Here is a 22,829-nt window from a genome sequence, read left to right as displayed (position 1 = left end):
GAGCTCACGATGAAGATGCAGGCCTATCTGTTCATGGGCGTATCGACCTTCTTCGGTCTGGCCGCCCTGCTGTACATGTACTGGTCCTACCAGGACACGGGCACCATCGAGTGGACCGGTTCGACCGCCCTGGTGGTCTCGATCGGCTTCGGCTGGATGATCGGCTTCTGGCTCTGGCAGGCGGCCCGCCGCAGCGAGCACTTCCACGGTCTGCCCGCGGAGGAGCGGCTGGACGGCGAGATCGCCGAGAACGCCGGCGAGTTCGGCTTCTTCAGCCCGCACAGTTGGTGGCCGCTGTTCGTCGCGCTGGCCATCGCCTTCATGGCGGTGGGCGTGGCGATCGGCTGGTGGATGGTGTTCATCGGCGCCCTGGCCGTCACCCTCACCGCCATCGGCTGGGTCTTCGAGTACTACCGCAAGGAGTTCCAGCACTGATGTCCTGACCCGCCCGGATGATCACCTTCTGTACTTGGATCATCTCCGAGGGTAGGATATAGAGGTCGCCGCCCCGGTGGCCGGAGGGTTCCGTGTCAGCGGAACCCGTCCGGCCACCGGGGTTCGCCTTGTGCGGCGGCGTTGCGGCGACCCCTTCGTGAGGCGGGAGGTCCTGGCGTGAACGGTCGAGTTTCCGGGGCGGCGGTGCGTCGACCGCCAGGGCGCGCACGGTGCGCCGCGCGCGCCCTGGCCGCAACGGCGTTGGCCGTCCTCGTGGCGACGGCCTGCACCACGGGGGGAGGGGCCGGAGAGCGACCCGGCGCCGGAGGCGGGCCGCGGATCACCGTGACCCCGGCCCCGGGGGAGACCTCCGTGCCGCCGAACACCCCGGTGCGCGTCTCGGTCGAGGACGGGACCGTGACCGACGTGCGGATCGAGCAGGTCGCCCACGAGGAACTGGCCGGGTCCGGGACCGCGCGGACGGTGTCCGCGGGTGACGGGGAGGAGACGTCCGCGGCGGCCGAGGGGGAGTTCGGCGCGGACCGGACCCTCTGGGTGAGCGACTGGAACCTGCGCCCCGGCGCCCTGGTGCGCGTGTACGCCACGGCGGAGGACGGGACGGGGCGCGAGACCGAGGTGGTCTCCCAGTTCTCCACCGCGGACGTGGACGGGGAGCACCGGCTCGAACTGGCCGCGAACCTTCCCCGGACGGGTGACGTCGTGGGTGTGGGCATGCCCGTGGTGGTCACCTTCGACCAGCCGGTCGAGTACAAGCGGCAGGTGGAGAACTCCATGGAGGTCACCTCGGAGGAGGTGACCGAGGGCGCCTGGAACTGGCTCGACGACGAGACCGCCGTCTTCCGGCCCCGCGAGTACTGGGAGCCCCACCAGAGCGTCAGCGTCGACCTGCGCCTGGCGGGCGTGGAGGCGGCGGAGGGGGTGTACGGGACGCGTGACCGGCGGATCGAGTTCGAGGTCGGCCGTGAACTGGTCGCCACCATGCACGTGCCCGACCACCGCATGGAGGTGGCGGTGGACGGTGAGACCGTGCGCACCATCCCGGTGAGCAACGGCAAGGGCCTGCGCCGCTTCAACACCACCACGTCCGGCATCCACGTGACCATGGAGAAGTACGCGACGCTGGTGATGGACTCGGCCACGGTCGGCATCCCCAAGGGCTCGCCCGGGTACTACCGCCTCGACGTCGACTGGGCGGTGCGCACGTCCAACAGCGGCGAGTTCGTCCACGCCGCACCGTGGAACGCCGGCAACCTGGGCCGGGCCAACGCCTCCAACGGCTGCACGAACATGTCGGTGGCCGACGCCCGGTGGTTCTACGAACGGTCCCTCATGGGCGACCTGCTGGTGACCACGGGAACCTCCCGCGAGCTGGAGTGGGACAACGGCTGGGGGTTCTACCAGCGCTCGTGGGAGGAGTGGCTGGAGCACAGCGTCACGGGTGAACCGCAGGTGACCGACGGCTCCGGCACCCCGGGCTCCGTCCACGGCGACGACCTGTAGCTGTGTTTTTCGGGGCCTCCGCTTCGCTTTGGCCCGTGTTCGGGCGCCCCGAAGGCAGGGATGCCTGCCCGCCCGTCGCCCTCCACCACCCTCAACGGACGCCTACGGCGCGGTTCTTCTTTCGGCTGCGCCTGTCGCTCGTTCCTCGCTACGCGGCTTGCCTCGACTTGCGGCACCCTGCCAGCGCCCGAACGGGCGACCCCCTGGGACCTCCGCTGTGCGGCCCCGGGGATCAGGGGGCGCTCAGCAGCGTGTCGAGCCGCTGGGAGATCCGCTCCCAGCTCCACTCCCGGGACACCCACTCCCGGCCGCGCACGCCCATCCGGGCGGCCCGGTCGGGGTCGCGCAGCAGGCGGATGAGCGCCCGGGCGGTGGGCCCGGGAAGGGAGCCGTCGACGACGTACCCTGTCTCACCGGTCAGGACCGCGTCCGGAGCCCCGCCGGAGTCACCGGCGACGACGGGCAGCCCGGTGGCCGACGCCTCCAGGTAGACGATGCCGAGCCCCTCGACGTCCAGACCGCCGCGCCGGGTCCGGCACGGCATGGCGAACACGTCGCCCGCGTCGTAGTGGGCGGGCAGCTCCTGCGCGGGCACAGCGCCGGTGAGGACCACCGAGTCCATGCCGCGCGCCGCCGACCGCAGCCGCCCCGCGTCGGGTCCGTCCCCGACGATGAGCAGCGCGGCGTCGGGCACGTCCGCCAGGATACGCGGCCAGGCACGCAGCAGCGTGTCCTGACCCTTGCGCCGCACCAGCCGCGACACGCACACCACCACCGGTCGCCCGCCCAGCCCGTGGCGGGCGCGGATCTCCTCGCCGCCCGCTCCGGGGTGGAAGCGCGCGGTGTCCACGCCGGGAGCGAGGCGGCGCATGCGGTCGGCGGCGCTCGGGGACAGGGCGCGGGCCAGTCGGCGGCGGGTGTACTCGCCCAGGTAGGTGACGGTGTCGGTGGTGTCGCCGATCCGCCGCAGCGCCTCACGGGCCCCCGGCAGCGCCGACCAGCCGGACTCGTGGCCGTGGGTGAGGGCCACCTGGCGCCGCACGGTGCCGTGTCCGCGCAGGGTGTCCGCGATCAGGCCGAGAGGGGCGGCCGCGCCGTACAGGACAGCGTCGCACCCCTCCAGATCGGCGATGGCACGGGCCCGCGCCGCCACCCGGGGGGTGGGCAGGAGGACGCGGGCGGTGTCGCGCACGACGGGGAAGGGCTGGCGCAGGTCGAAGTCGGGGTCGGCCCGGGCGTCGCGCTCGGCGGGGGAGGAACAGTACACGACGACCGAGTCGTCCGGGCGGCGCAGGGCCAGTTCGTGGACGAAGGACTCGATCCCCCCGGGGCGCGGCGGGAAGTCGTTGGTGATGATCAGGGTTCGCGGCACGGAGGCGAGTCTAGGGTCGCGGCTCGCTCCGCGCCGCGGGGGCGCACCCGGTCACGGGCGGACCGCGGTGTAGAAGATCGACCTGTAGTGGCTGCCGAGGCTCACCTCGGAGATGGTGCTGTTCGAGTTCGGGGCGTGCACCATCATGCCGTCGCCCGCGTACATGCCCACGTGTGTGGGGTTGGGGCCCCGGAAGAAGATCAGGTCACCGGGCTGCATGTTGTCCCAGGAGACCCGGGTGCCCGCGTTGACCTGGTCGTAGGTGGTGCGGGGGAGACGCACGCCCGCCGCCCCCCAGGCGGCCTGGACGAGCCCGGAGCAGTCGTAGCCGCCGGGGCCGGTACCGCCCCAGACGTAGGGTTTCCCGATCTGGTCGTAGGCGAAGTTCAACGCGGTGCGCGCGTTGCCGGAGGCCGGACCGGTGTAGGTGGCGCCGCCGCCGGACGAGCCCGTGCTCCCTCCGCCGGACGAGCCCGCTCCGCCGCTGACGGTGTTCTGGGTGGCCTCGGCGCGCTGTTCGGCGGTCAGCTCCTCCAGGAGCGCCTCCTGCTCGGCGATGGCCTCCTCGGCCTCCTCCTTGGCCTCCTCGGCCTCCTCCAGAGCCTGGGCGGCCTCCTCCTCGGTCGCGACGGCTTCGGTCTCCAGCGACTCCAGGTACTCCAGTTCCTCGACGTAGGCCGCCAGGTCCCGGTCGTTGTGCTCGGACAGGTAGGCCAGATCGGCCTCGTGCGCCAGGACGCCCTCGGGGCCGCGAGCCCCGAGGAGCTGCGTGGGGGAGGTCAGGTCGACGCCCGTGTAGGTGAGGTTGGCCAGCGCCCGCACACTCCGGCCGAGCTCGTCGACGGTGTCGCGGGTGTTCTCCAGGTCGTCCCTGATCTCCTCGAGCCGCGCCTCGGCGGCCTCGTGGGTCTCCTGCGCCTCGTTGTAGTCGGAGTTGAGACGGCCGAACTCCTCGTCCAGGGCCTCGATCTCCTCGCGCACGTCCTCGACGGACGGCTCGGCGAGGGCGGCGGTGGGAACGAGGAGGACGGAGGCGGTGAGGGAGGAGACGATCGCGACGCGGCGGCCGCTGGCACGAGGGGAACCAGACACGATGGGGACACCTTTCTCCCCTCGGCCCCGTTCGTTCGGGGGACCAAGGGTTGAACCGGGCGGGTCTCGGGCAGTGAACGGCGCCAGCCGAAACGGTGTGGGGGTGTGCCCGACCAGGACGCGGTCGTCACCACCAGGGGGCGGTGAAGAGGAGCGACCGCGCTCGGCGATGAACACTAGTGCATTCGTCGTCCCACTCTCAACTGATTCGTTACCTTCTAGCGGATCACGATGAGTGTCCGAAATATGCTGCGGTGGACCGCAGCACGGACGACGCGAGGGCCGCCACCCGGAGGAACGGGTGACGGCCCTCGCGGAGGACCGGGGACGCCGTCAGGGACGGACACCGAACTGGAACTCACTCGCCCAGTAGTTGGCCAGGTTCACGACCTCGACCTGCTTGCCCGAACTCGGAGCGTGCACCATCTGGCCGTTGCCCGCGTAGAGGCCCGCGTGGCCGAGGTGGCCGAAGAAGAAGATGATATCGCCGGGCTGGAGCGCGCTCATGTCGTAGATGCGCTGGCCCGCGTTCGCCTGCGTGTAGGTGGTGCGCGGGAGGTTCACGCCGCCCTGGCGCCAGGCGGCCTGGATGAGCCCGGAGCAGTCCCACACATCGGGGCCGGTGCCGCCCATCACGTAGTTGTCGCCGATCTGAGCGTAGGCGAAGTCCAGCGCGGCGCGCGCGTTGCCCGAGGCCGGGCCGGTGTAGGAGGTACCGGGGTTGCTGTTGGAACCCTCGGCCGCGGGGTTCGCACCGGGGAAGGTGGCCAGCAGCTCCTCCTGCTCGGCGAGGGCCTCCTCGGCCTCCTCCTTGGCCTCCTCGGCCTCCTCCAGCAGTTCCTCGGTCTCCTCCAGGGCCTTCTCTGCCTCGTCCTTGAGCGAGAACAGGCGTTCGGAGGACTCGCCGAACTCGTCCAGCTGGGCGAGCTGCTGCTCCGACAGGTAGTTCAGGTCGTCGTTCTGCTCCAGGAGGGACTCCGGACCCTCCGAGGTCAGAATGTTGGCCGTGGAGTCCAGGTCGCCCGACTGGTAGGCGGCGCTGGCGAACTGCTGGACGCGCTGGCGAAGCTCCTCGTAGCGCTCCTCCTCGTCGCCTACCTGCTCGTCCAGCTCCTCGTACTGGGTCTTGGCGGTCTCGTAGTCCTCCTCGGCCTCGTTGTAGGCCTGGACCGCGGCGTCCGCCTCCTGGGTGAGCTCCTCGATGCGGTCCTCGACCTCCTCCTGGGTCGGCTCCGCGTGGGCGGTTCCGGGGGAGATCAGGGTTCCGGCGACGACCACACCGAGGCCGGTCGTCGCGAGTCGGCGAGCCGTACGCCGACCACCGGGGTTCTTCATGGCGGTCCACGCTCCTTGGGGTAGGGACATCCGCACGGGGTGCTGGGAAGACAACGGGGGAGACCGCCCGCGCGGGGACGCGGGCGCGCGTGAGTGGGGGATCGGGCCGGGCCGCGGGCACAGGTGTCGCGTTCTACCCGGTAGAGCACTCACGCTCCGGGAAGAACCTAGCGGACCGTACCTCCCCCCTCAACCACCGGGCCCGGTGCACACGGAACCGCGCACGCGGCCACCCGAACCTCACCAGCGGTGTTGTTCCAGGCAGACACACGCGCGCGGATCGCTGTCACGAAAGGGTAACGAACCTGTGCGGTCGTCGGAACGCCGTCGACCCCGTCAGCCCCGCCGCTCCAATCCGCGCAGGAAGATCGGTGAGGGCACCGCCCGCGCCCCGGCCGCGCGCACGGCCGTCACGATCTCCCGGTCCGAGGTCACGACCGCGATCGGCCGCCCCGGGGGCTCGGCGCGCACCAGCCGCACGATCAGCTCGTCGGCGGTCTCCCCCGACGCGCTGAACAGCACCCGCACCCGGCGCGGTTTGGCGATGACCGGCGGTGTGTCGACGTCCGCGCCGTCGAACACGCACGTGATCTCGGCCTTGGTCCGGCTGGCCAGCCCCTCCAGGGAGCCCAGCAGACGGGTGCGCTGGTCGGCCAGCGGCAGTGTCCCGTATCCGGTCTTGGTGACGTTGTAGCCGTCCACCAGCAGGTGCACGCGCGGCACGGTCAGGAGGTGCTCCAACAGTCCCGGGTCGTCGTCGGGCAGCCCGACCAACGGCGCACGGCGCTGTTCCCGACCGGCCTCGGTGACGTGGTCGGCGGGGCTGTCCAGGGACGTGGGCAGGGCCAGCTCGCGACGCAGCCCGTGCGAGGCCTCCACCAGCACGTCCAGGAGCACGCGCAGCCGCGCCTCGTCGGCGTTGCGCTCCGAGCGCACCGCGCGGCGGGCGCTCTCCACCTGGGCCTCGGCCTCCGCCAACCGGGAGCGCAGCCGCCGGTTCTCCGCCTCCAGGGCACTGACCTGTGTCGCCGACTCGCTCTCCCGGTCGGCGGTCTCGGTCAGGGCGCGCTCGGCCCTGGCCACGGCCTCCTTGGCGCGCTGGCGCTCGGTGTGGACCTTGCGTCGGAGTTCGGAGATCTCGGCGCGCTGATCCCGGATCTGACCGCGCAGCCGCTCCAGGTCGGCCTGATGGCTGTGCCTGGTCTCGTCCAGCTGCCGACGCACCGAGTCCAGCGCCTCGACGGCCTCGTCGGCCTCCTTCACGCTGCTCTGGCGCTCCAACTCGGCGTGGACGCCCTCGATGATCTCCGACCACCCCCGGGGGCGCAGCAGGTAGGCGCAGGCCGCCACCGCCACGGGGTCGGCGGCGGGCGGGACGACACCCGAGCGCAGCCCCTCGGCCAGCTCGGGCCAGACCTGGTCCACACGGGCGGCCACCCGTCCGCGGAAGTCGTCGTCGGTCTCCAACTGCGCGGCGATCTGCGGTCCGGCCAGCCGGGCACGGCGGCGCGGCTCGAACCGGGCCACCCGTCGCAGCAGCGGGGGCAGCTCACCCGCGGGCATGCCGCCGAGCACGTCGGAGCCGTACTCGACCACCCTCGCCCGTACCTGCTCGGGCAGGGGTCTGCGCAGCCGCTCGTCCTCGGCGCGGTCCCGCCCGTCCTGGGCCGCCCCCTCATCCGGGCCGAGCGGCTCCGCGGCGTCGGAGTCGCCGCCCGTCTCCGGGCGGGCGCTCATGCCCGACCCGTCGTACCCTCGGCCGAGGACTCGGGGACCGAGCTGTCGGCGTCGGGGCGGGGGACGATCTCCACGCTGTCCGTGGCGCCGCACCAGCGGCACCGGACCCGCTCCACCGTCTCGGTGAGCACCGAACGCTCCTCGACCAGACCCCGACCGGCCAGGTCCTGGTGGACGAAGTCCTCGGAGCGGACCGTACGGGTCACGTCGAACCGCGTGAGGTTGCCGCACCCGGTGCACCGCCACCGCTCACTGTCACCCGGCATCGCGATCCCCACGGTTTCCTCCTTCGATCGTGCTCATCCCGGGACGCAAGGGCACTTCCGCCCCTTCACCCCCATCTTTCCATGTCGGGCAGGTCAGGCCGTATTCGTCGGCCGTTCGGTCGGTGGCTCCGACTACCCTGACCGCGTGGTTCCACAGTCAGCGGCGTCCACCGGCGTCCAAACGAGCATCGTCGACCTCGGCACCCCGCTGGCCGCGACGACGTTCGTCGTGGTGGACCTGGAGACCACCGGCACCAGCGCCACACGGTCCCGCATCACCGAGATCGGCGCCGTCCGCACGCGTGGCGGGAAGGTCCTGGACGAGTACTCCACGCTGGTCGACCCCGGCACCCTCATTCCGGCCAACATCACCCTCCTGACCGGCATCACCCAGTCCATGGTGGCCACGGCCCCCTCCCTGGAGGAGGTCCTGCCCGACCTGCTGGCCCTGCTGACCGCCGACCCCGACACCGCGTTCGTCGCGCACAACGCGGCCTTCGACACCGGCTTCCTCCGCGCCGCCTGCGAACGGCTGGGCCAGCGGTGGCCCGACCCCCCGGTCGTGGACACCCTGCGCCTGGCCCGTGCCGTGCTCGACCGCGGCCAGGTCCGCAACCACCGCCTCGGCACGCTCGCCGCGTACTTCGGCGTGGCCGCCACCCCCACCCACCGAGCCCTGGACGACGCCCGGGCCACCGTCGGCGTCCTGCACGGGCTCATCGACCGCCTCGCCCCCGCCGGGGTGCAGAGCCTGGAGGAGCTGCGCGCGGTCACCAAGCCCGCCAGCCGCGCCCAGCGGGCCCGGCGCCACCTGGCCGAGGACCTGCCCGAGGAACCGGGGGTGTACGTCTTCACCGACGCGCGCGGCGCCACCCTCTACGTCGGCAAGAGCGTCAACCTGCGCCGTCGTGTGCGGTCGTACTTCACCGCGGCCGAGAACCGCCAGCGCATCCGGGAGATGACCGCGCTCGTGGAGGGCGTCACCCCCATCGTCTGCACGACCGAGCTGGAGGCCGCGGTCCGGGAACTGCGCATCATCGCCGAGCGCAAACCGCCCTACAACCGCAGGTCGCGCAACCCCGAACGGGCCTTCTGGGTCAAACTCACCACCGACGCCTACCCCCGGCTGTCGGTGGTGCGCGCGGTCCGCGACGACGGGGCGGCCCACGTGGGCCCCTACGCCTCCGCCAAGGAGGCCGAACGGGCCAGGGAGGCGCTCCTGCACGCGTTCCCGCTGCGCCAGTGCACCCACGTGTTCACCCCGGTCCCCGGTGGGCGGCCGGTGGCCTCCCGCACCGGGGAGCGGCTGGTCGAGCCCTGCGTCCTCGCCCAACTCGGCCGGTGCGGCGCCCCGTGCGACGGCACCGAGAGCCACGCCGACTACACCGTCCACGCCGACGCCGTCCGCTCCGCGATGACCGGAGACCCGGGCGCCGTCGTGACCTCCCACACCGCCCGCATCACCGAACTCGCCGCCGACCTGCGCTACGAGGAGGCCGCCACCCACCGCGACCGGCTCGCGGCGTTCCTGCGCGGGGCCAGGCGCGCGCAGCGTCTGTCCGCCATCGCCGCCGTCCCGCACCTGGTCGCCACCCGCCCCGGCGGCACCGGATGGGAGACCTGCGTGGTCCGCCACGGCCGCCTGGCCGCCAGCGCCGTCCTCCGACCCGGTACCGACCCGGCGGCCTTCCTGACCTCGCTCACGGCCACCGCCGAACGCGTCCCGGCCGGTGTCGGCCCCACACCGCGGGCCACCGCCGAGGAGACCGAGCTGATCCTCGACTGGCTCGCCCACCCCACCGCCCGTTTGGTCGAGATCGAGGGTGAGTGGACCTGCCCGTTGCGCGGCGCGGAGGCCCACACCGGGATGACACACTGGGCGCATGGCCGCGCTTCCGCTGAATGACGACTACCCGGTCCGCCGCGCCCCCGTGGTCGCCTACACGCTGATCGCGGTGAACGTGCTCGTCTACCTGGCGTCCCCGCTGGCGATGACCGCGGTCTGGTACCCGGTCGAACTCGCCGAGCGGTTCTGCGCGATCGACCACTACTTCATGCGCTGGGGCGCGATCCCCGACGAGATGCTCGGCCGCACCGACCTGGCGCCCCCGATGACCCCCGAGTGCGGCGGACTCGACGGCAAGTCCGTCTGGCTCTCGGTGTTCACCGCGATGTTCGTCCACGGCGGCGCGGCGCACCTGCTGGGCAACATGGTGTACCTGTTCGTCTTCGGCCCCGTGGTCGAGGACCGGATCGGCCGCGTCCGCTTCCTCGTCCTGTACCTGGTCACCGGCCTGGCCGCCGCCTACGGGCACGCGCTGGTGGACACCGGGGGCACCATCCCCATGGTCGGGGCCTCCGGGGCGATCTCCGGCGTGCTCGGCGCCTACCTGGTCGTGCAGTTCCGCAGCAGGGTGACCACGCTGGTGTTCGTCGTCATCCCGATGCGGTTGCCCGGGTGGGCCCTGGTGGGCAGCTACTTCGCGGTTCAGTATCTTCTCTACGTCACCACTTCCACCACCCCGGGAGGCGGGTCCAACGTCGCCTACGCGGCGCACGTGTACGGATTCCTCGCCGGGGTGGCCGCGGGACTGGTGGTCTACCGGTTGCGATGGCGCTCCGGGACGCGGCTGTCCGACGTCTACTGATGGTGCGCCCCCGACCGGGGCCCGTCCCGCGCCGACCCGCCAATGGAGGCACCGTGATCACCGCGATCGTCATGATCAAGGCCGACGTCCACCGCATCCCCGAGGTCGCCGAGGCGATCGCCGACATCGACGGCGTCAGCGAGGTCTACTCGGTCACCGGCGGCGTCGACCTCATCGCCATGGTGCGGGTCCGCCGCCACGAGGACCTGGCGGAGGTGATCCCGGGGCGGGTGAACAAGGTGCCCGGCGTCATCTCCTCCGACACCCACATCTCCTTCCAGACCTACTCCAAGCACGACCTGGAGTCCGCCTTCGCCCTGGGCTGGTAGCCCCGGGAGACGCTGGGGGCGCGGATCCGGCACCGGCCGGTTCCGCGCCCTGTTCACACGGCCTCGCGGGCTCGGCCGGGGCTCGGGGCGCGGGGAACGGGGTTCTTCATCCTCGGCGGCGCCTGGCTCGTTCCTCGCTGGCGGCTTGCCTCGCCCTGCAGAACCCCGTACGCCCCTCGCTGTTCACACGGCCTCGCGGGCTCGGGCGTGGGCTCTAGAGCTGCTTGGCCAGGCCCTGGCTGGTCTCCACCCACGCGGCCAGCGCCCGCTCGGCGGCCCCGCTGTCCACGGCGGCGGCGGCACGCTCGTAGCCCGCACGCACGGACTCCACCAGGGAACCCCGTACACCGTCCACGGCCGCCAGCGCGGCGCCCGCGTTGAGCAGGACCGCGTCCCGCACCGGACCCCGCTGACCCGCGAGCAGGTCGCGCACGGCCTGGGCGTTGAACTCCACGTCGCCCCCGCGCAGCGCGTCCGGCGCGGAGCGCTCGATCCCCAGCTCCGCCGGGTCCAGCCGCTCCCGCCGCGTCGCACCGTCACGGACCACCCAGACCGTGGAGGTGGTCGAGGTGGTCAGTTCGTCCAGGCCGTCGTCACCGCGGAACACCAGCGCCGAGGCGCCGCGACCGGCGAAGACCCCCGCGATCACCTCGCACATGCGCTCGTCGAACACCCCGATCGCCGAGGTGGTGGGCTGCGCCGGGTTGGTCAGCGGACCCAGGAAGTTGAACACCGTCGGCACGGCCAGCTCACGCCGCGGCTTGGCCGCGTAGCGCAGCGAGGGGTGGAACAGCGGCGCGAAGCAGAAGGTGATGCCCGCCTCCTCGGCCACCCGGGCGGTCAGCTCCGGCGGCAGGTCCAGGACCACGCCGAGCCGCTCCAGGACGTCCGCGGTCCCGCAGGAGGAGGAGGCCGCGCGGTTGCCGTGCTTGACCACGCGCGCGCCCGCCGCCGCCGCCACGATCGCGGCCATCGTCGACACGTTCACGGTGTGCGCCCGGTCACCGCCGGTCCCGACGATGTCCAGGGTCGGTCCGGGGACGCTGATGCGGACGGCGTTGTCGAGCATGCCCCTGGCCAGGCCGGTCACCTCGGACACGCTCTCGCCCTTGGCGCGCAGCGCGACGGCGAACCCGGCGATCTGGGCGTCGGTCGCCGAACCGGACATGATCTCGTTCATCGCCCAGGTCGTGTCGGCGGCGCTGAGCGTCACCCCGCCCAGGAGGGCGGTGATCAGGTTGGACCAGGTCCGCTCGGTGACGGCGGACCGGTCGTCGGAGGGGTGGGCGGGGACGGTGTTCATCTTCTCTTCGGCTCCACGGTGCGGGTTCGGGCGTGGGGGCGTGCGGGGACGGCGGCGCGCGACGGCGGCCGACCGGCGCTCAACGCCCCAGGGGACGGGACAGGGCGTGGCCACGCCATCGCCCGGTGTCCGCACCGTGGTTGAGTGCTCCGTGCACGACGGAACGCCGACGCATCTCCCTGTCGGCGTTCTCGCGGTCGCTCAGAGTCGTGGGGGCGCCCACCGGGGTCACCCGCTGAGGGCTGCGGCGCGCTGACGCATCAGCTCCGCCAGGGACTCGGCCAGCGCGACGGGGTCGATGGGGTGGCTCACCACCTGCTCGGCCCGGGACCAGGTCGCCAGCCAGCCGTCGTCGCGGCGGCCCACCAGGAGCAGGATCGGCGGGCAGCGGAAGATCTCGTCCTTGAGCTGGCGGCACAGGCCCATGCCGCCGACCGGGGCGGCCTCGCCGTCGAGGATCGCCACGTCGATGCGCTCGGCGGGGTCGGTCGACTCCAGCCTGCGGATCACGACGGGGGCGGTCGCGCACTCGACCAGCTCCACGCGGGGCACGTCGGCGGCCGGGCGGCGGCCGACGGCCATGCGCACCTGCTCGCGGGTCTCGGCCTTGTCGCTGTAGACCAGCACGCGCATCCGGGCACCCGTGTCCGTACCGCTGACCACCATCGCGCAACCGTCCCATCACGTCGGTCCTCGGCCGCCGTCGAGGGGGCGCGGCCGGGCGTTCGTTGGTTCTCTCGTCGTCGACTCTATTGCCTCGCGGTCCCGGTGCCCAGAGCCTCCACGGGATCGGAGCGCGGGGTTGAGACCTTCGACACTCCCAGGATGCCAGCACTTCCGAGGGGTGCGCCCACCGGCCCCGCGCGCGGCGTTGTGCAACGGTGACCGTTTCGATACCTGCGCGTTGGCCGAGGTGGGTTGAGGGGGTTTCCGCCGGGGTACGGATCGCCTCAGCCGCCCAGGATCACGCCTGTCGGCGGCTGTGGGCGGGTCGCTGGCGCGCGGCCGGCGGCCGAGTCGGTACAGTAACGCCCGAGTCACGGTGAACGCCCCGGTCCGGGGCGCTTGGTTGGTTGAAACCGGTACTGATCCGCCCCCTTACGGGGGGTCGAGTACGGGTCTCCGCGAGATGCCGTAATAATGCTCCCGTGGCGACAGCAACCGCGAACCTCAAAACAACACCGACACCAGAGCATGGTGCGGCAAAGCGTCCTGACCTGGTGAGCGTTGGCACCATCGTGTGGTTGGCCAACGAGCTCATGTTCTTCGCAGCGCTGTTCGCGATGTACTTCACCATCCGATCGGTGACCAACGGGAACCCCGAACTGGGGCCGTGGCCGGACACGCACCTCAACGTGCCGTGGGCGACCGCGATCACCGTGGTGCTCGTGGCTTCGAGCTTCACCGCGCAGGCCGGCGTCTGGGCCGCCGAGCGCGGTGACGTCAAGAAGCTGCGCGCGTGGTTCTACCTGACGTTCTTCATGGGCCTGTTCTTCGTTCTCGGACAGGCCTACGAGTACTACGTGCTCATCGCGCACGAGGGCCTGACTCTCCAGTCCAGCGCCTACGGGTCGATGTTCTACCTGACCACGGGCTTCCACGGGCTTCACGTCACCGGTGGGCTGATCGCGTTCCTCATCATGCTGGGACGCACGTACGCCGCGAAGCGCTTCACCCACCAGCAGGCGACCAGCGCGATCGTCGTGTCCTACTACTGGCACTTCGTCGACGTGGTCTGGATCGCTTTGTTCTTCACCATCTACTTCATCCAGTAACCCGAAACGGGGAAACCGTGAAATGGATTACCGCGCGGCGACGGCATCCCCTGGCGGGGTATGTCGTCGTCATCCTCGCGCTAGCCCTGTTCGGGGTGGGGTACGCCGCACTGGCCCCCACCACCGACCAGGCGCAGGCGCAGACCCTCGCCGCTGACGCGCCGTCCCCCGAGGACGTCGACGTCGCCGAGGGCCGCAAGATCTTCGACCAGACGTGTGCCACGTGCCACAACTACGACGGCTCCGGCATGAGGACCGAGGACGGCCGCGTCATCGGTCCGGACCTGCGTGAGGTCGGTCCCGCGGCGGTCGACTTCCAGGTCAGCACCGGCCGGATGCCGTCGGCCAACCCGGACGCGCAGATGCCGCGCAAGCCCATGGCCATGTCCGAGGAGGACCTGGTCAACCTGATCGCGTACTACAACGCGGAGATCAGGGAGGGCCGGAGCGGCGCGGACATCCCCTACGACGTTCCGGACACCGCCCCCCAGCGGGACGAGTTCAGCGTCAACCGCGCCGACTTCGACTCCGAGGAGGAGTACCACGAGGCCGTCGAGGAGGCCGAGGCCGAGTACGAGGCCGCGCTCGAGGAGTACGAGGCGGAGTACGAGGCCTACATCGCCGGTGCCGAGGACACCGAGATGGGCATGAAGCTGTACCTGACCAACTGTGCGCACTGCCACAGCTGGTCCGGTGGCGGCGGCGCCCTCACCGACGGCCGCTGGGCCCCCGAGATCCGCGACGCCAGCCCTCGTGAGATCTACGAGGCCATGGTCAGCGGCCCCGGCGCCATGCCGATGTTCGCCGACACGGTCATCGAGCCCGACGAGAAGCAGGAGCTCATCTCGTACGTGAAGACCCTGCAGGACGAGCCGAACGCCGGTGGCGTCTTCGACCTGGCGCGCGTCGGACAGGTCGCCGAGGGCTTCATCTCGTGGACCATCGGCCTGGCACTGATCATCGCCTGCGCGATCTGGATCACCGCGAAGCAGCGTGCACATGACTGAGAACAACAACAACGACAACACCGAGGCCGGAACGGGCGGTCCCGAGCGCGTGCTCGGCACCCCGTCCTCCGAGGCCGAGGAGAGCGTGGTCTCCAGCGCCTCCACCGAGGCCGAGCACGAGGGCCCCTACCCTGCCTCCGAGACCCACGCGCACCCGGAGGAGGTCCAGCGCCGGGGTGAGAAGATCGCCTCGCTGTGGTTCGTCATCGCCTTCCTGGGCGGTATCGGATTCCTGGTCTCCTACTTCCTCTTCCCGCCGAACGCGGAGGACGTCCCGGCGATCGCGGACCCGCAGATCGGCCAGTACTCGAACATGCTCCTCGGTGGCACGCTCACCATCGCGCTGTTCGGTATCGGCGCCGGTATGACGGTGTGGGCGCGCAGCGTCATGCCCCACTACGAGGTCGCCTCGCCCTACGACGAGCTTCCCTCCAGCGAGGAGGAGAAGAGCTCCTTCGGCGCCTTCTTCATGAAGGGCGCAGACGAGAGCGGCTTCACCAGGCGCCCGCTGATGCGGCGGACGCTCATCGCCGCCATGCTCCCGCTGGGCCTGGCCCCGATCGTGCTGCTGCGCGACACCGGCCCCCTGCCCGGGGACAAGCTGAAGAACACGGCCTGGGAGAACGGCGTCCGCATGGTCGTCGAGGGCACCCACCGCTTCATCAAGGCCGAGGACCTGGAGAACTCGCCCAACGGCATGATCACCGCGCTGCCCTTCGTGCCGCACGGTGACGGCCACGGCGAGGGCGAGGAGGGGGAGTACACCGAGGAGGACTTCCACCTCAGCCTCAACGAGAAGGCCAAGTCCGTCATCATGCTGATCAAGATGCCGGACGGCGACTTCAAGTCGGGGATGAACGAGGTCGTCGAGACGGTCGACGGCGAGGAGCGGACCCGGCTCAACTGGACGCACAACGGGATCGTCGCCTACTCGAAGATCTGCACCCACGTGGGCTGCCCGGCGGCGCTGTACGAGCGCACGACGCACCGCATCCTGTGCCCGTGCCACCAGTCGACCTTCGACGCCTCCAACGCCGCCGAGGTCGTGTTCGGTCCGGCGCACCGTCCCCTGCCCCAATTGCCGATCGGCGTCGACGACGAGGGCTACCTCATCGCGACCGGCGACTTCCCCGAAGCGCCCGGGCCGACGTTCTGGGACTACGCGAAGGACTAGTCGATGAGTAAGACCACGCAAGCACCCAAGGCGCTGCGCGGCGTCGGCAACTTCATCGACGACCGCTTCCACCTCGCCAAGACCGGTGAGAAGAACCTGCGCAAGGTCTTCCCGAACCACTGGTCGTTCATGCTCGGCGAGATCGCGCTGTACTCGTTCATCATCCTGCTCGTCACGGGTGTCTTCCTGACCCTGTGGTTCAAGCCGAGCATGGCGGAGATCGTCTACGACGGCTCCTACGAGCGCCTCCAGGGCGTCGAGATGAGTGAGGCCTACGCCTCGACCCTGTACATCGACTTCGATGTTCGCGGCGGGTTCCTCGTCCGGCAGATCCACCACTGGGCCGCGCTGATCTTCGTGGCCTCGCTGGTGGTGCACATGCTCCGTGTGTTCTTCACCGGTGCGTTCCGCAAGCCGCGCGAGATCAACTGGCTGATCGGCGTCGGCATCTTCACGATCGCCATCGTCGAGGGCCTGTTCGGCTACTCGCTGCCGGACGACCTGCCCTCCGGCATGGGCGTGCGCATCCTCCAGGGTGTGATCATGGCCCTGCCACTGGTCGGGACCTACATCTCGATGTTCCTGTTCGGCGGGGAGTTCCCCGGCGACGTGATCATCACGCGCCTGTACATGCTGCACATCCTGCTGCTGCCGGCTCTGCTGCTCGCGCTGATCGTGGCGCACTTCATGATCCTGTGGCACCAGAAGCACACCCAGTACCCGGGTACGGGCAAGACGAACAAGACCGTGGTGGGAACGCCCATGTTCCCGGGCTTCGCGGTCAAGGCGGGCGGGTTCTTCTTCTTCACGTTCGCGGTGTCCGCCGGCCTGGCCGGGTTCGTGCAGGTCAACCCGATCCACCTGTTCGGGCCGTTCACACCGACCTCCATCACCTCCGGTCTCCAACCGGACTGGTACATGGGCTTCCTGGAGGGGTCGCTGCGTATCTTCCCGAACACGTTCGACCTCTCGCCCTTCGGGTACGCGATCCCGACCGCGGTCCTCGTGCCCGGTCTGGGCGTGATGGGCCTGCTCTTCGGCGGCCTGGCCGTGTGGCCGTTCCTGGAGGCGTGGATCACCGGGGACAGGCGCGCGCACAACGTGGCCGACCGGCCGCGCAACGCCCCTGTCCGCACGGCCCTGGGCGTCGCCGGTGTCACGGCCTACGGTGTCATGTGGCTCGCCGGGTCGAACGACATCCTGTCGGAGACGTTCTCCATCGACCTGTACCTGACGACGTACATCTTCCGTGCGTCGATCATCGTCGGGCCGATCATCGCGTTCATCGTCACCAAGCGGATCTGCCTGGGTCTGCAGCGGCGTGACCGCGACACCCTGGAGCACGGCTACGAGAGCGGCGTCATCCAGCAGCTGCCCAGCGGTGAGTTCATCGAGGTGCACAAGGAGAGCTCGCAGGACACCGTGGACGCTCTCCTGAGCAAGCCGACGATCACCTCCACCGTCCTGGAGGAGGAGGTCGACGACAAGGGTGTGGAGAGTCCCCACAAGCGCAAGCCGATGGGCAGGCTCCGCCGCGCCCTGGCGCACTGGTACACGAAGGACAACGTGTCCTTCGAGGGTGTGGAGCCGCACAGCGGCCACCACCTGCACCACTCCGCCGAGGAGAAGGAGTCCGCCGTCCACTGACGACGCGCGTGCCCGATGGTGACGGGCCCGGCCGTGCTTCTGCGGCCGGGCCCGTCGCGTGTGTCCGGGCGTCCCCGGCGGCACACGGGCGGGCGGAACCGGGGGAGCGGGCCGGACCGGGGCGGGGAGGCACGTGGGCGCGACGCCGCCGGGGAGGGGACCGCACCCACGAGGAAGCCGGCCGTCCCCGCGCGCGGGGACGGCCGGCTTCCTTCAGGAGGAGGGGTCACACGTTGTAGATCTCGTCGATCTCCTTGCTCCAGTTCTTGCTCACCACGTGCCGCTTGACCTTCATGGAGGCGGTGAGCTGGCCGCTCTCCTCGGTGAAGTCGCTGGGCAGGATGCGGAACTTCTTGATGGCCTCCGCCTTGGACACGGCCTTGTTGGCGTTGTCCACGGCCTCCTGGATGGCCGCGTTGAGGTCCGGGTCCTCGGTGAGGTCGGCGATCTCACCGGTCTTGCCCTTGTCGGACTTCCACTGTTCGAACGACTCGGGGTCGATCGTGATCAGGGCGGCGATGAACTTGCGGTTGTCGCCGACGACCATGCACTGGCTGACCAGGGCGTGGGCCCGGATCCGGTCCTCCAGGACCGCGGGGGCGACGTTCTTGCCGCCCGCGGTGACGATGATCTCCTTCTTGCGGCCGGTGACGCTGAGGAAGCCGTCGTCGTCGAGGGTGCCGAGGTCGCCGGTGTGGTAGAAGCCGTCCTCGGTGAAGGCCTCCTTGGTGGCCTTCTCGTTGTCCCAGTAACCGACCATGATGTGGTCGCCCTTGACGAGGATCTCGCCGTCCTCGCCGATCCGCGCGCTGGTGCCCGGCAGGGGCTGGCCGACCGTGCCGATCTTGTTGAAGGCGGGGCTGTTGACCGTGGTGGGCGCCGTGGTCTCGGTCAGGCCGTAGCCCTCGATGATGGTCAGGCCCGCGCCCCGGAAGAAGTGGCCCAGACGGTCGCCGAGGGCCGAGCCGCCGGAGACGGCGTACTCGCACTGGCCGCCCAGGCGGTCCATGAGCTTGCCGTAGACGAGCTTCTTGAACACGGCGTGCTTGAGCTTGAGGCCGAAGGGCACCTGGCCGGTGGCGAGCGCCTTGCTGTAGTCGATCGCGGTGTTCGCGGCGGCGGTGAAGATCTTCCCCTTGCCCTCGGCGGTGGCCTTCTGCTCGGCCTTGGTGTAGACCTTCTCGAACACGCGCGGGACGGCGAGGATGAAGGTGGGCTTGAAGACGGAGAACTGGTCGATCAGCTCGGGGCCGGCTGTCGAGAAGTGGCCCAGGATCGCCTTGCCCTCGATCACCATCACCTGGACGAAGCGCGCGAACACGTGCGCCAGCGGCAGGAAGAGGAGGGTGGAGGCGTTCGACCGGTCCGTGTCCTGGAGGATCTGCTTGGCCGGGCCCTCCAGTGCCGAGTGCGCGATGAAGAGGAAGTTCCGGTGGGTCAGCTTGCAGCCCTTGGGACGGCCGGTGGTGCCGGAGGTGTAGATGAGGGTGGCGAGGTCGTCGACCTTGACCGCGGTGCGGCGCTTGTCGAGGGTCTCGTCGTCGACCTCGGCGCCGCTGGCGCGCAGGGAGGCGAGGTCCTCGCCGTCGAACCGCCACACGTTGCCCAGGTCGGGGGTGTTCGCGCGGACCGACTCGACCCGCTCGGCGTGGGCGTCGGTCTCCACGAAGGCGGCCTTGGCCCCGGAGTTGGAGAGGATCCACTCGACCTGCTCGGCGGAGGAGGTCTCGTAGATCGGGACGGTGACGCCGCCGACGGACCAGATCGCGTAGTCGACGACCGTCCACTCGTAGCGGGTGCGCGACATCAGGGCGACCCGGTCACCGTGCTCGATTCCCGCGTTGATCAGCGCCTTGGCGTACGCGGTGATGTCGCCGTGCAGCTCGGCGACGGTGACGTCGCGCCACTGTCCGGACTCCAGTCGGCGGGCGGCGACGGCGTTGGGCTCGCTGGCCGCGCGCGCGTAGAGCGTGTCGGTCAGTCGCGCGTCGTCGGAGATCTCAGCTTTCGCGGGAGAACTGTATTCGCGCACGTTGTGGCTCCTGGGCATGTACGGGGTTTTGATGTGCGGGGACGTGACGACCGTAACAACACCATGCTACTCGTGAGTAGAACGGTGAGCCGTTCGGTATCCAACGGTGACCGAACCCGGTGTCTGACGTGGGTGGACGCGTGGGGCGGACGGTTCGTCCCGACTCCTCCTCCCGCGCACGCGACACTATCGCCTGCGTGGTGTTCGTGCACCCGACGTGAAGAGCGCGTGAAATGTCGTTTTCTCCGGCCCGGAGGCCCGGCTGCGCCTGCGGCCCCGGGGCACCCCTGGTTCATCCCTGATTCGGCCCACAGGGCCCTGTGGGCCGGCTCCGGGCCCGGTTAACGTGAAGCCGACGGCAAGCCGGTTCCAAGGAGGTCTGACATGACGGAGAACAACGGTCGGGGCGAGGGGGCTTCCGACGGCCGCGCGCCCGCGCCCGACCTCGTCGACGACGCGCTGCGGCTGGTCGACGGCCTCCAACGCAAGCTGCTGGCGGCCGGAGTTCGGCGCGGGGTCAGCGCGGTCACCGCGCCGCCCGCCAGGGAGGACGTGTGGTCGGAGGCGATCCGGCTGGAGACGGAGTCGGAGCGCCGACCGCTCAGCGAGGTCCTCGACATCGTGCGCACGAGCGCGCCGGAGCTCGCCGGGCACCTGGGTCGGGCGGGGCTGGTCGTGGCCGACGCGCTCGGGCGCACCTGGGACGTGGTCGAGCGCTCCCTGGAGCAGACCCGTAACGACGCTCCGGGGTCGGAACGTGGCGGATCCGCCACGTCTGGTACGGACAAGCAGGTCACAGGGGGCGGAGCGGGCTAGATCCACGGGTTTCGCCGAAGGGGTGTTCCCAGGGGTTGCGGGCTGGTTTAATCGAATGGTTTGTACCCCATTTGCAAGATCTCTGTCATGAACCTTGTTACTTATGTCAGAGTTCGGGCGTAAGTACGGAGGAGTCGCCCCCATGCTCACCATCGGCGTAGACATCGGTGGGACCAAGGTCGCCGCCGGGGTCGTCGACCTCGACGGGAAGATCCTGGACAAGGTCAAGTACCCCACCCCGGCCGATGACCCCGAGGCCCTCGCCGACGTCGTCGCCCGCGCCGTCCGCGAACTGCGGGACCGGAGCCCCGAGGAGGACTGCGGGGCGGTCGGCGTGGGGGTGGCCGGGTTCGTCGACGAGGACCGCGCCACGGTCCAGGTCGCCGTCAACCTCGGCCTGCGCGACCACCCCCTCCGGGACCGCGTTCAGGAGCGCGTCGGGCTGCCCGTCGTGGTCGAGAACGACGCCAACGCCGCCGCCTGGGCCGAGGCCCGCTTCGGCGCGGGGCGCGGCAGCGGCCACATCGTCTGCGTGACCCTGGGCACCGGTATCGGCGGCGGCCTGGTCCTGGACGGCGCCCTGTACCGGGGCCGCTTCGGGGTGGCCGCGGAGGTGGGCCACTACCGGATGGTGCCCTTCGGCCGGCGGTGCCCCTGCGGCAACCACGGCTGCTGGGAGCAGTACGCCAGCGGACGCGCCCTGGTCGCCGAGGCCCAGGACCGCGCCCGTACCGACCCCCGGAAGGCGGAGCGCATGCTCAAACTCGCCGACGGGAGCGTGGAGCGCCTCCAGGGACCGATCGTCGCCCAGGCCGCGCTGGAGGGCGACGCGGCCGCCCTGGAGTGCTTCGCCGCGGTCGGCGAGTGGGCGGGGCTGGGACTGGCCGACCTCGCCGCCATCCTCGACCCGGAGTGCTTCGTCCTCGGCGGCGGTGTGTCCGACGCGGGGGCGATCCTGCTGGACCCGGTCCGCGCCTCGTTCGCCCGCCACGTGTCCGGGCGCCCCAACCGCCGCCTGGCCGAGGTGCGCCTGGCCGAGCTCGGCGGCGAGGCGGGGATCGTCGGCGCCGGAGACCTCGCCCGCCACTGACCCGGATCCCCGGCCGGGGCGGCTCCCCGAGAGAGTTGCGTCCCGGCGCCGCCGAGGAGGAGGAATCCCCGGTTCCCGGGCGCCCGGACACGGTCCGAGGCGAAGCGCGGGCCCGAAGCGAACGGGGCGCGGCCGCGGTGATCACCGCGGCCGCGCCCCTCGTGTGCGGGCGGGTCTCAGTCCTCGGAGTCCGGGGACTGCCCGCCCTTCTTCGCGCGCTCCTTGGCGGCCCTGCGCTCGGCCCGCTTCTGCTCCCTGCGGGCGCGGCGCTCCTCCTTGCGCTTGGCCCGCTCGGCGCGCCTGCGGTCCTTGTCACCGGCGTGCTGCTCGCGCCGTGCCTCCTTGGCCTCGGCCTCCAGCTCCGCCTTGACCGACTGGGCGTACCGGTCCACGTACTCCTGGCCGGACAGCGACATCAGCGCGTACATGATCTCGTCGGTGACGGCGCGCAGCACCCGGGGGTCGCGTTCCATCCCGTGGTAGCGGGAGAAGTCCAGCGGCTCGCCGAACACCACCTTGGGACGCACACCCAGCTTCGGGATGGTCCGGCCGGGCGGCATGATCTTCTCCAGGTTGATCATCGCCATCGGCACCACCGGCACCTTGGCCTCCAGGGCCAGGCGCGCCACACCCGTACGGCCGCGGTAGAGGCGGCCGTCGGGGGACCGGGTGCCCTCGGGGTAGATCCCCAGCAGGTCGCCGCGCTTGAGCACGCGCAGACCCGTGCGCAGCGCCGCCTCACTGGCCTTTCCGCCGGAGCGGTCGATCGGGATCTGACCCACGCCGGTGAAGAACGCCCGGCTGACCAGCCCCTTGACCCCGGTTCCGGTGAAGTACTCGGACTTGGCGAGGAAGGTGATCTTGCGCGGCAGCGGCAGGGGCCCGAAGAAGTGGTCGGAGAAGGACAGGTGGTTGCTCACCATGATCGCCGCGCCCCGCCGCGGCACGTTCTCCACGCCCTCGGCCCGCGGCTGCCACAGAACGGCCAGGATCGGCCCCAGGATCGCCTTGACCACCCAGTAGAACATCGTTGAGATCACCCCTGCACACGCGGGGAGTCCTGGGCAGGGTCTGCCACGGCTCACTGTCCCGCTCGGCCAACAAGGTCGCGAACGCCTCCGCCCGACGGGGGCGGAGGAGCGTTACCTGACGTGCGCCATCCTCCCATCGCACGGGGGCAACTGCCAAAGCGCCGCCAAACGGACGGCGACGCCCGGCCCGGTAAAGGATACCGTTCCCGCGTGATCGGC

General features: G+C 70.8%; 20 protein-coding genes. 11 read left to right on the top strand and 9 right to left on the bottom strand.

The features are described 5' to 3' along the window. The first annotated feature begins 9 nt into the window (after window positions 1-9). Both DVR05_RS03830 and DVR05_RS03825 read left to right on the top strand, forming a co-directional pair. Window positions 10-435, top strand: coding sequence for a cytochrome c oxidase subunit 4 (locus tag DVR05_RS03830; protein WP_116244408.1), 426 nt, complete (start codon window positions 10-12; stop codon window positions 433-435). 204 nt (window positions 436-639) lie between these two features. Next, window positions 640-1,956 (top strand): Ig-like domain-containing protein, encoded by a 1,317-nt coding sequence (locus tag DVR05_RS03825; protein WP_369974497.1) that lies wholly within the window; start codon window positions 640-642, stop codon window positions 1,954-1,956. Window positions 1,957-2,188: 232 nt separating this feature from the next. On the opposite strand, the gene DVR05_RS03820 is transcribed toward DVR05_RS03825, so the two are convergent. The 5 genes from DVR05_RS03820 to DVR05_RS03800 form a co-directional block, all read right to left on the bottom strand. Further along, window positions 2,189-3,328 carry a glycosyltransferase family 4 protein gene (locus DVR05_RS03820; RefSeq protein ID WP_116244407.1) on the bottom strand — a complete coding sequence of 380 codons (1,140 nt, stop codon included), beginning with the start codon at window positions 3,326-3,328 and terminating at the stop codon, window positions 2,189-2,191. Between the two features lie 51 nt (window positions 3,329-3,379). Continuing rightward, on the bottom strand, window positions 3,380-4,420 hold the full coding sequence (locus DVR05_RS03815; RefSeq protein ID WP_116244406.1) for a C40 family peptidase: 1,041 nt from the start codon (window positions 4,418-4,420) through the stop codon (window positions 3,380-3,382). A gap of 333 nt (window positions 4,421-4,753) precedes the next feature. Further along, the gene (locus DVR05_RS03810; RefSeq protein ID WP_116244405.1) at window positions 4,754-5,755 is read right to left on the bottom strand and encodes an NlpC/P60 family protein; all 1,002 of its coding nucleotides are present in this window, start codon (window positions 5,753-5,755) and stop codon (window positions 4,754-4,756) included. Window positions 5,756-6,091: 336 nt separating this feature from the next. Then, entirely contained in the window at window positions 6,092-7,492 is a 1,401-nt protein-coding gene (locus DVR05_RS03805) for an NYN domain-containing protein (protein ID WP_116244404.1), read from the bottom strand. Next, a complete protein-coding gene (locus DVR05_RS03800; protein ID WP_116244403.1) occupies window positions 7,489-7,770 on the bottom strand; it encodes a hypothetical protein in 282 nt (93 codons plus the stop codon). The genes DVR05_RS03805 and DVR05_RS03800 overlap by 4 nt, the downstream gene beginning before the upstream one ends. Window positions 7,771-7,903: 133 nt before the next feature. Here DVR05_RS03800 and DVR05_RS03795 point away from each other — a divergent pair, with 133 nt between their 5' ends. From DVR05_RS03795 to DVR05_RS03785, 3 genes are read left to right on the top strand one after another with little or no spacing between them, the layout of a single operon-like run. Next, a complete protein-coding gene (locus DVR05_RS03795; RefSeq protein ID WP_116244402.1) occupies window positions 7,904-9,664 on the top strand; it encodes a DEDD exonuclease domain-containing protein in 1,761 nt (586 codons plus the stop codon). Then, a complete protein-coding gene (locus DVR05_RS03790) occupies window positions 9,642-10,406 on the top strand; it encodes a rhomboid family intramembrane serine protease (protein WP_116244401.1) in 765 nt (254 codons plus the stop codon). The genes DVR05_RS03795 and DVR05_RS03790 overlap by 23 nt, the downstream gene beginning before the upstream one ends. A gap of 53 nt (window positions 10,407-10,459) precedes the next feature. Further along, entirely contained in the window at window positions 10,460-10,735 is a 276-nt protein-coding gene (locus tag DVR05_RS03785) for an Lrp/AsnC family transcriptional regulator (protein WP_075925011.1), read from the top strand. A 214-nt stretch (window positions 10,736-10,949) separates the two neighbouring features. Here DVR05_RS03785 and trpD read toward each other — a convergent pair whose 3' ends face one another. Continuing rightward, window positions 10,950-12,038, bottom strand: coding sequence for an anthranilate phosphoribosyltransferase (gene trpD, locus DVR05_RS03780; RefSeq protein ID WP_116244400.1), 1,089 nt, complete (start codon window positions 12,036-12,038; stop codon window positions 10,950-10,952). Window positions 12,039-12,266: 228 nt separating this feature from the next. Next, on the bottom strand, window positions 12,267-12,704 hold the full coding sequence (locus DVR05_RS03775) for a hypothetical protein (protein ID WP_116244399.1): 438 nt from the start codon (window positions 12,702-12,704) through the stop codon (window positions 12,267-12,269). A gap of 554 nt (window positions 12,705-13,258) precedes the next feature. Here DVR05_RS03775 and DVR05_RS03770 point away from each other — a divergent pair. The 4 genes from DVR05_RS03770 to DVR05_RS03755 all read left to right on the top strand — a co-directional run bounded on the left by DVR05_RS03770 (window position 13,259) and on the right by DVR05_RS03755 (window position 17,641). Continuing rightward, window positions 13,259-13,813: a heme-copper oxidase subunit III gene (locus tag DVR05_RS03770; RefSeq protein WP_116244398.1), complete on the top strand. Its 555-nt coding sequence runs from the start codon at window positions 13,259-13,261 to the stop codon at window positions 13,811-13,813. A gap of 95 nt (window positions 13,814-13,908) precedes the next feature. Continuing rightward, window positions 13,909-14,820 (top strand): cytochrome c, encoded by a 912-nt coding sequence (locus tag DVR05_RS03765; protein WP_116244397.1) that lies wholly within the window; start codon window positions 13,909-13,911, stop codon window positions 14,818-14,820. Then, entirely contained in the window at window positions 14,813-15,994 is a 1,182-nt protein-coding gene (locus tag DVR05_RS03760) for a ubiquinol-cytochrome c reductase iron-sulfur subunit (RefSeq protein ID WP_116244396.1), read from the top strand. The genes DVR05_RS03765 and DVR05_RS03760 overlap by 8 nt, the downstream gene beginning before the upstream one ends. A 3-nt stretch (window positions 15,995-15,997) precedes the next feature. Next, on the top strand, window positions 15,998-17,641 hold the full coding sequence (locus DVR05_RS03755; protein ID WP_116244395.1) for a cytochrome bc complex cytochrome b subunit: 1,644 nt from the start codon (window positions 15,998-16,000) through the stop codon (window positions 17,639-17,641). A 226-nt stretch (window positions 17,642-17,867) separates the two neighbouring features. Here the strand turns inward: DVR05_RS03755 and DVR05_RS03750 are convergent, their stop codons facing one another. Beyond that, the gene (locus DVR05_RS03750) at window positions 17,868-19,673 is read right to left on the bottom strand and encodes a long-chain fatty acid--CoA ligase (protein ID WP_116244394.1); all 1,806 of its coding nucleotides are present in this window, start codon (window positions 19,671-19,673) and stop codon (window positions 17,868-17,870) included. Between the two features lie 384 nt (window positions 19,674-20,057). Between DVR05_RS03750 and DVR05_RS03745 the strand changes: the two genes are divergently transcribed. Further along, window positions 20,058-20,489 carry a hypothetical protein gene (locus DVR05_RS03745; protein ID WP_116244393.1) on the top strand — a complete coding sequence of 144 codons (432 nt, stop codon included), beginning with the start codon at window positions 20,058-20,060 and terminating at the stop codon, window positions 20,487-20,489. A gap of 142 nt (window positions 20,490-20,631) precedes the next feature. After that, window positions 20,632-21,579 carry an ROK family glucokinase gene (locus tag DVR05_RS03740; RefSeq protein WP_116244392.1) on the top strand — a complete coding sequence of 316 codons (948 nt, stop codon included), beginning with the start codon at window positions 20,632-20,634 and terminating at the stop codon, window positions 21,577-21,579. A gap of 176 nt (window positions 21,580-21,755) precedes the next feature. Here the strand turns inward: DVR05_RS03740 and DVR05_RS03735 are convergent, their stop codons facing one another. Continuing rightward, window positions 21,756-22,607: a 1-acyl-sn-glycerol-3-phosphate acyltransferase gene (locus tag DVR05_RS03735; RefSeq protein WP_116244391.1), complete on the bottom strand. Its 852-nt coding sequence runs from the start codon at window positions 22,605-22,607 to the stop codon at window positions 21,756-21,758. Window positions 22,608-22,829 lie beyond the last annotated feature (222 nt).

The sequence above is a fragment of the Nocardiopsis sp. FIRDI 009 genome, from assembly GCF_003386285.1.
In the GTDB taxonomy this organism is placed as follows: domain Bacteria; phylum Actinomycetota; class Actinomycetes; order Streptosporangiales; family Streptosporangiaceae; genus Nocardiopsis.
The sequence above is the reverse complement of the archived record's forward strand: the minus strand, read 5'-3'. Positions and strand labels throughout refer to the sequence as shown.